This window comes from Agromyces sp. Marseille-Q5079 (genome assembly GCF_051016555.1).
Lineage (GTDB): Bacteria > Actinomycetota > Actinomycetes > Actinomycetales > Microbacteriaceae > Agromyces.
In genome coordinates this window covers 19,645-31,877 of record NZ_JBPEJF010000013.1, presented here as the reverse complement: position 1 = coordinate 31,877, position 12,233 = coordinate 19,645, and the positions used below count along the sequence as shown (strand labels likewise).

The window sequence follows — 12,233 nt, the reverse complement described above, 5'->3', positions numbered from 1 at the left end:
AGAGCGCTCTCAAACCAGCGGCGTGAGAGCGCTCTCACGTTTCGTCGGAGACTTTACGTGCCCGAAACACGGCTTGTCAAGAGAGCGCTCTCACGGACACTGTTCGTTACCGAACCGTGATCTGCTCGCCTTGCGCCCGAGACGCTCAGGGAGCGCCCACGTAGACTCGTACGGTGCCTGCAGATGACCGCGAACCCCTCTCCGAGGGTGTGCAGCGACGACGCCTGATCGTCGCGGGCTGGCTGAGCCTCGTGCTCATCGCCGTCGCCGTGGTCGTGATCGGCGCGGTCACCGGTGCGGCCGGTCCATCCGCATCGGCGACCGGCGCGACGGGGGCGACCGGCACGACCGATGGGGCAACCGACGCCACGACGCAGTCGCCGCGCCCCGAGCCCGAGGCGCCCGCGAGCGCGGCGGCGGTCGACACGTTCGACAAGGCCGCCCGGTCGATCGACGACCCCGCGAGCATCTGGGTCGTCGTCAACAAGCTCCGCCCCCTGAACCCGCAGGACTACGAGCCCGCCGACCTCGTCGCGGTGCCCGTCGCCCACACGTGGGAGCCGCTCATGCGGCAGGAGGCCTCCGACGCCGCCGTCGCGATGTTCCAGGCCGCGGCCGACGAGGCGGGCCTGTACCTCGCGTCGAACAGCGCCTACCGGAGCTACTCGACGCAGGTCGACCTCTACGGCGACGGCAGCGATCCGACGACCGCGCCGCCCGGCGCCAGCGAGCACCAGACCGGCCTCGCGATCGACATCGGCGCCGAGAACGGCTGCACCTTCGAGTGCCTCGCGACGAGCCCCGAGGGCGAGTGGCTGCGCGCGAACGCCTACCGGTTCGGCTTCCTGCTGCGCTACCCGGCCGACAAGGTCGACGTCACGGGGTACCCGCACGAGGCATGGCACTACCGCTACATCGGCGTCGACCTCGCGACCCGCATGCACGACACCGGGTACACGACGCTCGAGGAGTTCTTCGGCCTCCCGAACGTGCCGCTCGACGCCGAATGATGAACGACGGCCCGAGGAGCGAGCGGATGCCGCGGGCCGGCCGCCGAGTCCCGCGCGAACGCCGTCGGGGCCTGGCGCTCGGCATCCTCATCGTCAACCAGTTGCTGGCGGGCATCGGCGTCGCCTCGGGCATGGCGCTCGCGGCGATCCTCGTCGCAGACCTGACCGACGTGCTCGCCATGGGCGGCCTCGCGCAGTCCTCGAGCGTGCTCGGCGCCGCGATCGTCGCGATCCCGCTCGCGAAGCTCGCCGTCCGTTCGGGCCGTCACGTCGCACTCGCCGTCGGCTACGCGCTCGCGGCCGTCGGCGCGCTGCTCGTGATCGCGGCGGCGACGAGCGCCATCGCCCCGCTGGTGTTCCTCGGCCTGGCGGCGTTCGGCGCCGGATCCGCCGCGGGCCTGCAGGCGCGGTTCGCCGCCACCGAGGTCGCCGCCCCGGGCTTCGAGGCGCGATCGATGTCGCTCGTGCTCTGGGCGACCACCATCGGGTCGGTCGCGGGCCCGCTCCTCTCGGAGACCGGTGACCGGGTCGGCACCGCGCTCGGCCTGCCGCCCCTGGTCGGCCCGTTCATCTTCTCGGCGTTCGCGTTCGCGATCTCGACGCTGCTGGTCGCGACCCTGCTCCGGATGCCGAAGGCCGGCGTGCTCGCGAGCGAGGCCGTCGCGGCGAGAGGCAGCGACGTCGCGGGCGATGCCGATCCGACCGACGTCGACCCGGTCGACGCCATCGACGCGGTCGACGCCGATGCCACGGGCGCCGCGCCCGCGGCATCCGTCGGTTCGCTGATGGCGTTGCGCATCGCCGTGCGGGAGCCGCTGGCGCTGTTCGCGATCCTCGCCATCGTGTGCTCGCAGACGGTGATGGTCGGCGTCATGGTGATGACGCCCGTGCACATGATCGAGCACGGGCTCTCGCTGAACCTCGTCGGACTCGTGATCAGCATCCACATCCTGGGCATGTACGGCGCGAGCCCGCTGATGGGCTGGCTCGTCGACCGCGTCGGGTCGGTGCGCGTGATCCTCCTCGGCGCCGGGATCCTCGTGGTCGCCGCGGTGATCGGCATCCTCGCGCCCGGCGGCGACATGCTGCTCATCCCGCTCGCGCTCGGGCTGCTCGGGCTCGGCTGGTCGGCGGGCATGATCGGCGGGTCGACCCTCGTGACGACGTCGGTCGAGGCGCGCATCAGGGTGCCCCTGCAGGGGGCGACGGATGCCGCGATGAACCTCGCCGCGGCGCTCTCCGCCGCGCTCTCGGGAGTGGTCCTCGGGGCGTTCGGGTTCGCGGGCGTGAACATGGTCGCGCTCCTCGTGCTGGTGCCGCTCGCGGTCGTCGGATTGCGCTTGATGGTGCAGCGTCGCGCCGAGTCCGTGTGAACGCTCTCATAGCTCTCCCAGCGTTCAAGAGGGATCCTCACAAACTGGCGTGTTGGGCTGGACGTCCCCCTTCACGCCGACCCGAAATGTCACGGTTTGCTCAATCCCTCCGATCTCCCCGTCCTCCGGCGCGCCACCTTCCGGGCGCCCGTCCTCGAAACCGAACCCGATCACGACGCCTCGAAGCGCCGACGGCGCTCGCGCTCCAAGCGCTCCAGCGGTGGCCGGACGACCGCGCCGACGCTCGAGTCGACGGCTGAATCCGAGATCGACGCGGTCGCGCCGCTCGAGTCGGCCGCGGAACCCGAGTTCGTCGTCGAGGTCGAGCCCGTCGCCGAGGTCGAGTCCGCCGCGGAGTTCGAGTTCGAGCTCGCTTCCGAGCCCGAGTCGGTCCCCGAGGCCGAGGCCGGCGACGCCTCCGAGGCGGAGGCCGCGACCGAGGCGACCGCGGAGCAGCGCGGCTCGCATGTCCCGCGTCACCGCGCCGAGCGAGTGCGCAACCGGCGCGCGGCATCCGTGAACCCGAGCGGGAAGGGCGCGGGCAAGGGGGCCGGCGTCGCGGCTCGGCGTACGGCTGCGTTCGGGACGGCGGCGGCGTTCATCGGGCTCAGCGCGTTCGGCGCGCTCATCCCCGCGGATGCGGAGACCGCGGACACCGTCGCGCAGAGCTCCTCCGAGCTGAGCAGCGACAGCATCGCGACCATCACGGAGGCGACGAAGGCGGCCACCAAGGACTCGATCACGCCGGCCGTCGTCGCCGACCCCGGCCCCGCGATCACGAGCGGGCTCTCCACGGCGGCCGCGCCCTTCACCGGCGGTGCCCAGGTCACCGTGCAGGGCCGCGCGCTCGACGAGGTGGCCTCCGTCGCGGTCGGTGCGACGCCCGCGACCATCGTCGCCGCGGACGACACGCAGATCACGTTCCAGGTGCCCGCGGTCGCGCAGGCCTCGACCGGCGCGGCCGTCGACATCACGATGACCGACGCCGAGGGCGACCCGGTCGACGTCGTCACGACCGAGGCGCCCGCGTCCTCGGTGGCCGGCCTGATCTCGGAGGTCGCGGCGATCGACGGGAAGGACGGCCAGGCCGTCGGCGAGAAGGCGGCGGATCCGCTGACCTTCACGTACACGAGCGACCCCGGCATCGACGCGCAGCTGGCCTACGTCGCCACGTACTGGAGCAGCTACAACTCCGCCCAGTACCCGGTGTTCAGCGGCGTCGACTGTGCGAACTTCGCGAGCCAGTCGCTCATCGCCCGCGGCTGGGCGATGGACGGCGGCTGGTTCTACGACGGGTCGACCGGCACCATGTCCTCGAGCTGGTCGAGCTCGACCGCGCTCCGCGACTACCTCCTGAGCCAGCCCGCCCGGGCCACCGCGCTCGACGACTCGCAGCGCGCCCAGGTCAAGGTCGGCGACATCGCGCAGTTCGACTGGGACAACTCGGGCGATCGCGACCACACGGCCGTCGTCACCCGCGTGGAGCAGACCGACGCCGGCACCAAGGTGTGGGTCGGCGGGCACACGAAGGACATCGACTACTGGGATGTCGACGAGGCGCTGGCCTCGGGCGGCGGGTCGGTCACGTACTTCTCAATCCACTGATCCGGATGCCGCGTGCACGCGCGGAACGCCCGGTCGAGCCTCGCTCGGCCGGGCGTTCCTCGTCGGTGCGGCGAGCGATCAGCCGCCGAGGGCGGCGTCGACGACGCGCTTGGCCTCCTCCTGCACCTGGGCGAGGTGCTCGGCGCCCTTGAACGACTCGGCGTAGATCTTGTACACGTCTTCGGTGCCGCTGGGGCGGGCCGCGAACCACGCATCGGCCGTCTCGACCTTGACGCCGCCGATCGCCGCATCGTTGCCCGGTGCGTGCGAGAGCTTCGCGGTGATGGGCTGCCCGGCGAGCTCGGTCGCGGAGATCGCGTCGCCCGTGAGCTTGCCGAGGGCCGCCTTCTGCGCGGGGGTGGCCGCGGCGTCCTTGCGCTCGTAGGCGGGGTCGCCGAACCGCTCGACGAGGTCGGCGTAGAGCTCGGAGGGGGAGCGTCCGGTGACCGCGCGGATCTCGGAGGCGAGCAGGCACAGCAGGATGCCGTCCTTGTCGGTGGTCCAGACCGTGCCGTCGAATCTCAGGAACGAGGCGCCCGCGCTCTCTTCGCCGCCGAAGCCGACCGAGCCGTCGACGAGTCCGGACACGAACCACTTGAACCCGACCGGCACCTCCCAGAGCCGCCGGTCGAGGGCCGCGGCGACCCGGTCGATCATGGAGCTCGAGACGAGGGTCTTGCCGATCGCGGCATCCGCCCGCCATTCGGGACGGTGGGCGAACAGGTACTCGATGGCGACCGCGAGGTAGTGGTTGGGGTTCATGAGGCCGCCGTCGGGCGTGACGATGCCGTGCCGGTCGGCGTCGGCGTCGTTGCCCGTGAGGATGTCGAAGCTGCTGCCGTGCTCGAGCACCGACGCCATGGCGCTCGGCGACGACGGGTCCATGCGGATCTTGCCGTCCCAGTCGAGCGTCATGAACGACCACGCGGGGTCGACGCGCTCGTTGACGACCGTGAGGTCGAGCCCGTACGTGTCGCGGATGGCGGCCCAGTAGTTGACGGATGCCCCGCCCAGCGGGTCGGCGCCGATCTTGATGCCGCTGCGCTTGATGGCCTCGATGTCGATGATGTTCGCGAGGTCGGCGACGTAGGCGGTGCGGAAGTCGTAGGTCTCGACCGCGCTCGGCTCGGCCTGCTTGACCTCGCGGAGGCCGCCGGCGATGAGCTCGTTGGCGCGGTTCGCGATCCAGCCCGTGGCGTCGGAGTCGGCCGGGCCGCCGTGCGGCGGGTTGTACTTGAAGCCGCCGTCCTGCGGCGGGTTGTGCGACGGCGTGATGACGATGCCGTCGGCCTCGCCCTCGGCGCGCCTGGCCGGGTCGTTGTTCCACGACAGGATCGCGTGCGAGAGCGCAGGCGTCGGCACGTAGTCGTCGAACTCGTCGACGAGCACGCGCACCCCGTTGCCGACGAGCACGTCGAGCGCGGTGGTCTGGGCGGGCGCGCTCAGCGCGTGCGTGTCGGAGCCGATGAACAGCGGCCCGGTGATGCCCTGCGCCGTGCGGTACTCGACGATCGCCTGGGTGATCGCGAGGATGTGGTGCTCGTTGAAGCTCGTCGAGAACGAGGAGCCGCGGTGGCCCGACGTGCCGAACGCGACGCGCTGCTCGGGCACCGCGGCATCCGGTGTCTGCTCGTAGTAGGCCCTCACGAGGGCTTCGACGTCGATGAGGTCGGATTCGGTGGCCGGGGTTCCCGCGCGTGCGTGCATGCCCTCCAGTCTGGCAGCGGCGGGCGCCCGCGTCACCGGGTGATCGGTCAGAAGAGCGCGTGGATCCCGGTCGCCACGGCGTAGATCGCGAGGCCCGCGAGGGCGCCGACGACCGTGCCGTTGATGCGGATGAACTGGAGGTCGCGGCCGACCTGCAGCTCGAGCTTCCGGGTGGTCTCCTCCGCGTCCCAGCGCTCCACGGTCTCGGTGATCACGCCCGCCACCTCGTGGCGGTACGTGCGCACGACGTAGGCGGCGGCATCCGTCATCCAGGTGTCGACCTTGGCCGCGAGCCCCTCGTCGACGACGAGGCGGGTGCCGACCTCGGTCACCGCCGAGCGCAGGCTCGCCCGGAGCTCGCTGCCGGGGTCGGCGAGGGCCGCCTCGAGGCTCTCCTTCACGCTCGCCCACGCCTCGCCCGCGAACTCGCGCAGCCTCGGGCTCGCGAGCAGCTCCGACTTCAGCGCCTCGACCCGCGCGATCGTGTGCGGGTCGTGCTGCAGCGACTCGGCGAGGTCGGCGAGGTAGCGGTCGATCGCCTCGCGCAGCGGATGCCGCGGATCGCCGCGCACCGCGCGCACGAACGCGAGCACCTCGCGCGACGCCTTGTCGTCGACGAGCCGGTCGACGAAGCCGGGGACCCATCGGGGCAGGCGGTCGGAGACCATGCTGCCGAACGCCTCGGGGTGGGTCAGGAGCCAGTCCTCGGCCTTCTCGAGCAGCGTGTCGACGGCGGCGCGCTGCTGGTCGGCGGCCACGAGCCGTGCGCCGACGCGGCCGATCGACGGTGCCCAGTCGGGCTCGAAGAGGTGGCGGCGCGCGAGGCGCTCGATGACGTCCTCGACGTCGTCGTCGCCCAGGAGCGAGAGGATGCCGCGGCCGGCGACGGAGGCCTCGGCGGTGACGCGCTCCGCGTTGGCGGGCGTCGCGAGCCAGCCGCCGAGCCGCCGGGAGATGCCGATCGAGCGGAGCTTGCCGAGCACGACGTCGTCGGAGAGGAACTCGTGCTCGACGAACGCGCCGAGGCTCGCGCCGATCTCGTCCTTGCGCGTCGGGATGATCGCCGTGTGCGGGATCGGGATGCCGAGCGGATGCCGGAACAGCGCGGTGACCGCGAACCAGTCGGCGATCGCGCCCACCATCGCGCCCTCGGCGGCGGCGCGCACGTAGCCCAGCCACGGATATTGCTCCTGCAGCGCGAACGAGACCGCGAACACGAGCGCGGCGATGACGAGCAGGCTCGCCGCGAGCCGCTTCATGCGCCGCAGCGCGATGAGGCGCTCGGCGTCGGTCGGGACGGGCGGGCGGACGGGGCGCTCGAGGGTCGTGGTCATCGCATCCTCCGGGTGACGGGTCGTGGTTGCGGACGGTCTCGACGCTAGCCCTTCGACGTGCACGCGGTGGCTAGGCTTGCGGCATGACGGATGCCGCAGCAACGCCCCCCGACGAGACCTACTCGTACCTCGGGCCGGCCGGCACCTTCACCGAGGCGGCGCTGAAGCAGGTGCCCGAGGCGGCGGGCAAGGCCTGGCGCTCGGTCAACAACGTGGGCGAGGCCCTGGCGGATGTCACGACCGGCCGCTCGGTCGCCGCGATGATCGCGATCGAGAACTCCATCGAGGGCGGCGTCTCGGCGACGCAGGACGCGCTCGCGACGGTGCCGGGCCTGCGCATCGTGAGCGAGGTGCTCGTGCCGGTGAACTTCGTGCTCGTCGCACGGCCCGGCACCGCGCTCGAGTCCGTGCAGGTCGTCAACGCCCACCCGGTCGCCTACGCGCAGTCGCGCGGCTGGCTCGAGCGGAACCTGCCCGAGCACGGGCACATCCCCGCCTCGAGCAACGTGCAGGCCGCGGCATCCCTCCTCGACCCCGACAGCACGGCGGATGCCGCGGTCGCCCCGCCCGGCATCACCGATCACTACGACGTGGATGTGCTGGCCCGCGACCTCGGCGACAACCCCAACGCCGTCACCCGCTTCGTGCTGGTGTCGCGCTCACGGGCGCTGCCCGAGCCCACCGGCGCCGACAAGACGAGCCTCATCGTCGAACTGCCGAGCGACGAGCCGGGCGCCCTGCTCGCGATGCTCGAGCAGTTCTCCACGCGAGGCGTCAACCTCTCGCTGCTCGAGTCGCGGCCCATCGGCGACGCGCTCGGCCGCTACCGTTTCGTGGTCGACCTCGACGGCCACATCTCCGATGAGCGCGTCGCCGACGCCCTGCTCGGCCTTCGCCGCACGAGCCCGAACGTGATCTTCCTCGGCTCGTATCCGCGCGCCGACAAGCAGGAGATCGAATACCACGCGAAGTACGATGACGAGATCTTCATCGAGGCGAGGGATTGGCTGCGCGGGCTGCTGAGCGGCGAGCCCGACTGACCGATCGCCCCGAGGTCGGCGTCGCAGGCGCCCCGAGCACGAAGGACACCCGATGAGCAAGGACGCCGCGCGGGGCATCGACCCGAGGTTCGACCCGAGATTCCAACGCGGGTATACGCCGGATGCCGCCGAGCCGATGCGCCCGGATGCCGCGCCGGTCGCCGCCGATCCCGTGCCGGTCGTGCGCGGCACCCCCGCGCAGCCGGCCTCGCGCGCGGCGCCCGACGCGCGACCGGCGACGGCGATCGTGCCGCCTTCCGTGGCTGCGACGGCGCACCGGAACGACGACCACGTGGACCTGCTGACCCAGATCGGGTTCGCCGGCGCCGAGGCGCATGCCGATCAGGGCATACCCCCTGGCCCGCCCTCGACGACGGCACCGTCGCCCGCGCCTCGCCAGCCCGGTGCGGGCCTGCCGGTGTCGACGCCGACCGTCCTGCCGCGGCGTGGATTCTGGATCGCGCTGGGCGCGAGCGTCGCATTCGTCCTCGGCGGCGTGGCGCTCTACTGGAACCTCAACTACGAGCAGATGCGACCGATGAACGTCACCTCGAGCGATGGGCAGGTCCTGCTGCAGGCCGGCATGGCGCTCGCCACCGGCATGATGCAGGCGGGCGTCCTGGGCATCGTCGTCGTGCTCGCCATCTGGGCCGTGCGCTCCGGCTCCCGGGGGCGTGCATGAGGCCGGCCGTGTCCCCGGCCCGGCGTCCGGCGACGATCTCCCTCATCGTGCTGCTCGTCGCGTCGCTGTTCGCCCTCCAGTCGATCGCGAGGGCGATCACCTCATCGTGGGAGGTCATGAGCAGCCCCGACATGCCGGCCGAGGAGATGAACCTGTTCTACGCCTGGCAGAACATGGGCTACCAGGCGATGCAGGCGCTCGGGGCCCTCGCCGCGGCATCCGCCCTGGCGCTCGTGTTCGTGTGGTGCTTCTCGTCGCCGAGGGCGATCGAAGGTCAGTCGAGCGAGGGCACGCGCACGATGAGCGCGGCCGGGTCGACCGTGAACCTCGCCGACACGATGGTGCCGAACTCGTCGCCGTCGATCTCGAACTCCTCGGCGCCCTCGACGATCTCGATCTCGACCGAGCGTCCGCGCGAGTAGACGATCTCGCGCCGGCGCTTGCCGCCCGTCAGGTCGATGATCTGACGGCCGAGGTCGCTCTTGCTGAGCACGCGGTTCTCCCAGGCGACCTTGCGCCAGATGAACAGCCAGCCGATCCAGTTGCGCGGCTGCAGCACGGCGACGTCGAGCCGTCCGTCGTCGAGCTCGGCGTCGGGGATGAGCTCGATGTTGCCGGGCAGGTAGCCGAGGTTCGCGACGAGGATGGTCGACACCTTGGAGTGGTGCAGGCGGCCCGCGTCGGTGCGGTACACGGCGCGGTAGGGCTTCGACGCCGGCAGGGCGCGCAGACCCGCATCGACGTAGGCGAGCCAGCCGACGCGCTTCTTCAGCTCGGGGTTGGTGCTCGAGATCATCGCCGCGTCGATGCCGATGCCCGACATGACGAGGGACGTGTGGCTCTCGGTGTCGCCGTTCGGACGGGTCAGGTCGATCGCCAGGACGTCGACGGCGCGCGCGAAGCCCGAGAACGCGAGCACGACGGCATCGGAGATGTCGTTCACCGGGATGTCGAGGTTGCGGGCGAAGAGGTTGCCCGTGCCGAGCGGGACGATGCCCACCGGCAGCCCGCTGTCGCGGAGCCCCGCGGCGACCGATCGCACGGTGCCGTCGCCGCCCGCCGCGATCACGAGGTCGACGCCCGCCTCGCGCGCCTCGACGGCCATGCCCTTGCCCGGGTCCTCGACCGTCGTCTCGAGCCAGATCGGGGTCGCGAATCCCTGCAGCTCGGCGACCCTGACGATCGTCGTGCGGAGCGTCTGGACGCCCTGCTTGGACGGGTTGTAGATGACGGCGACGCGCTGGCGGGAGTGCGCCGCTTCCGCGCCCCGCTGCTTCTCGCCCCTCGCCACGGAGCCAACGGTATTCCATCGGAGGGCCGCGGCTAGACTGGCACGCGTGATCGACCCCGTGCTGCTTCGCGAGAACCCCGACCTGATCAAGCATTCGCAGGAGCTCCGTGGGGAGTCTCCCGCCTTGGTCGACGATGCCGTCGCAGCCGACTCCGCACGCCGGCACGCGATCACCGCGTACGAGACGCTGCGCGCCGAGCAGAACGCCTTCGGCAAGCAGGTCGCCCAGGCGCCGAAGGAGGAGAAGGCCGCGCTCGTCGCGCAGGCCCAAGACCTCGCGGCGCGGGTCAAGCACGCCCACGCCGAGACGGTGGTCGCCGAGGAGGCGTTCACCGCGGCCGTGCGGCGCATCGGCAACGTCGTCATCGACGGGGTGCCGGCCGGCGGCGAAGACGACTTCGTGCTGCTCCGCGAGGTCGGCGAGCGGCCGACCTTCGACTTCGAGCCCCGCGACCACCTCGAGATCGGCGAGCTGCTCGACGCGATCGACATGCAGCGCGGGGCCAAGGTCGCGGGCGCCCGGTTCCACTACCTCAAGGGCATCGGCGCGCGCCTCGAGCTCGCGATCATGAACATGGGCCTCGACCGGGCCCTCGCTGCCGGCTTCACGCCGCTCATCACGCCCACGCTCGTGCGCCCCGAGATCATGCAGGGCACCGGGTTCCTCGGCGCCCACGCCGACGAGATCTACCACCTGCCCGCCGACGACCTCTACCTCACAGGCACGAGCGAGGTCGCGCTGGCCGGCTACCACGCCGACGAGATCATCGACGTGTCGAACGGGCCCATCCGCTACGCGGGCTGGTCCACGTGCTACCGCCGCGAGGCGGGTTCGGCCGGTCGCGACACCCGCGGCATCATCCGCGTGCACCAGTTCAACAAGCTCGAGATGTTCAGCTACATCGACCCGGCCGACGCCGAGGCCGAGCACGAGCGCCTGCTCGCCTGGCAGGAGGGCATGCTCCAAGACCTCGGGCTCACGTACCGCGTCATCGACACGGCGGCCGGCGACCTCGGCTCGAGTGCGGCGCGAAAGTACGACGTCGAGGCGTGGGTCCCCACGCAGGGCGCCTACCGCGAGCTCACGTCGACCTCCAATTGCACGACGTACCAGGCCCGTCGCCTCGACATCCGCCACCGCACCGAGTCGGGCAAGACGGCGCCGGTCTCCACGCTCAACGGCACGCTCGCCACCACGCGCTGGATCGTCGCGATCCTCGAGACGCACCAGCAGGCCGACGGCTCGGTCGTGGTGCCCGAGGCGCTGCGCGGCTACCTCGGCGGCCTCGAGGTGCTCGAGCCCGTCGCGCGATGAGCGAGCGGATGCCGCGGGCCGACGCCACGGACGACCCGTGGTTCGTCGCGCTCGACGTCGACGGCACGATCATGCACGAAGACGAGACGATCGACCCCGTCGTCGTCTCGGCCGTGGCATCCGCCCGCGATCGCGGACACGAGGTGACCATCGCCACCGGGCGCTCGTGGTCGGGCACCGCATCCGTGCTCGAGCACCTCGACCTGCGGCCCGAGTACGTCGTGTGCGCCAACGGCGCCGTGACGATGAAGCGCGACGAGGCGGCATCCGACGGATACGTGCGCGAGCACATCGAGACCTTCGACCCGTCGTCGGCGCTCGAGCGCATCCGGACCTTCCTGCCCGACGGCCGCTTCATGGTCGAACTGCCCGACGGCGAGCGCATCTACACCGCGGGCATGGACACCTGGAACCTCGACTCGGCCAGGCAGGTCGAGTTCGAGGAGCTCTTCGTGCCCAGCGCGACGCGTGTCGTCGTGGTCTCGCCCGAGCACGGAGCCGACGAGTTCATGGACCTCGTGGCGGGCATGGGCCTGCATCAGGTCAGCTACGCCATCGGCTGGACGGCGTGGCTCGACATCGCACCCGACGGCGTGAGCAAGGCGACCGCGCTCGAGCGCGTGCGCGGCTGGCAGGGCCATGAGCTGAACCGGGTCATCGCCGTGGGCGACGGACGCAACGACATCGAGATGTTCACGTGGGCCGGCGCGGCCGGGCGGGCGGTCGCGATGGGCCAGGCGCCCGACGAGGTGAAGGCGGCCGCGAACGAGGTCACCGGCACCGTCGACGAGGCAGGCCTCGCGGGAGTGCTCGACTCGCTGCCCTGACCCGGCCCCTCTTCCGGCGCATCACCGGGCTGCGGAGTTACACTCGGCA

10 protein-coding genes are annotated in these 12,233 nt (G+C 71.6%); 7 read left to right on the top strand and 3 right to left on the bottom strand.

The genetic code is table 11. The features are described 5' to 3' along the window. Positions 1–173: 173 nt before the first annotated feature. The 3 genes from ACR3IO_RS19250 to ACR3IO_RS19240 all read left to right on the top strand — a co-directional run bounded on the left by ACR3IO_RS19250 (position 174) and on the right by ACR3IO_RS19240 (position 3,988). On the top strand, positions 174–1,010 hold the full coding sequence (locus ACR3IO_RS19250; protein ID WP_434072839.1) for a M15 family metallopeptidase: 837 nt from the start codon (positions 174–176) through the stop codon (positions 1,008–1,010). A gap of 26 nt (positions 1,011–1,036) precedes the next feature. After that, positions 1,037–2,383 carry an MFS transporter gene (locus ACR3IO_RS19245; protein WP_434072838.1) on the top strand — a complete coding sequence of 449 codons (1,347 nt, stop codon included), beginning with the start codon at positions 1,037–1,039 and terminating at the stop codon, positions 2,381–2,383. A gap of 96 nt (positions 2,384–2,479) precedes the next feature. Beyond that, the gene (locus tag ACR3IO_RS19240; protein ID WP_434072837.1) at positions 2,480–3,988 is read left to right on the top strand and encodes an amidase domain-containing protein; all 1,509 of its coding nucleotides are present in this window, start codon (positions 2,480–2,482) and stop codon (positions 3,986–3,988) included. 78 nt (positions 3,989–4,066) lie between these two features. Here the strand turns inward: ACR3IO_RS19240 and pgm are convergent, their stop codons facing one another. Both pgm and ACR3IO_RS19230 read right to left on the bottom strand, forming a co-directional pair. After that, positions 4,067–5,695 carry a phosphoglucomutase (alpha-D-glucose-1,6-bisphosphate-dependent) gene (pgm, locus tag ACR3IO_RS19235; protein ID WP_434072836.1) on the bottom strand — a complete coding sequence of 543 codons (1,629 nt, stop codon included), beginning with the start codon at positions 5,693–5,695 and terminating at the stop codon, positions 4,067–4,069. Positions 5,696–5,742: 47 nt separating this feature from the next. Beyond that, positions 5,743–7,029, bottom strand: coding sequence for a DUF445 domain-containing protein (locus tag ACR3IO_RS19230; RefSeq protein WP_434072835.1), 1,287 nt, complete (start codon positions 7,027–7,029; stop codon positions 5,743–5,745). 83 nt (positions 7,030–7,112) lie between these two features. On the opposite strand from ACR3IO_RS19230, the gene pheA reads away from it, so the two are divergent. Next, on the top strand, positions 7,113–8,069 hold the full coding sequence (gene pheA, locus ACR3IO_RS19225) for a prephenate dehydratase (RefSeq protein ID WP_434072834.1): 957 nt from the start codon (positions 7,113–7,115) through the stop codon (positions 8,067–8,069). A 52-nt stretch (positions 8,070–8,121) separates the two neighbouring features. Then, positions 8,122–8,751, top strand: a complete 630-nt coding sequence (locus tag ACR3IO_RS19220; RefSeq protein WP_434072833.1) for a hypothetical protein — start codon at positions 8,122–8,124, stop codon at positions 8,749–8,751. A gap of 274 nt (positions 8,752–9,025) precedes the next feature. Here ACR3IO_RS19220 and ACR3IO_RS19215 read toward each other — a convergent pair whose 3' ends face one another. Beyond that, a complete protein-coding gene (locus tag ACR3IO_RS19215; RefSeq protein ID WP_434072832.1) occupies positions 9,026–10,042 on the bottom strand; it encodes a diacylglycerol/lipid kinase family protein in 1,017 nt (338 codons plus the stop codon). Positions 10,043–10,088: 46 nt separating this feature from the next. On the opposite strand from ACR3IO_RS19215, the gene serS reads away from it, so the two are divergent. Then, the gene (serS, locus tag ACR3IO_RS19210) at positions 10,089–11,357 is read left to right on the top strand and encodes a serine--tRNA ligase (RefSeq protein ID WP_434072831.1); all 1,269 of its coding nucleotides are present in this window, start codon (positions 10,089–10,091) and stop codon (positions 11,355–11,357) included. Continuing rightward, positions 11,354–12,184 (top strand): HAD family hydrolase, encoded by an 831-nt coding sequence (locus ACR3IO_RS19205; protein WP_434072830.1) that lies wholly within the window; start codon positions 11,354–11,356, stop codon positions 12,182–12,184. The genes serS and ACR3IO_RS19205 overlap by 4 nt, the downstream gene beginning before the upstream one ends. Positions 12,185–12,233: the final 49 nt, after the last annotated feature.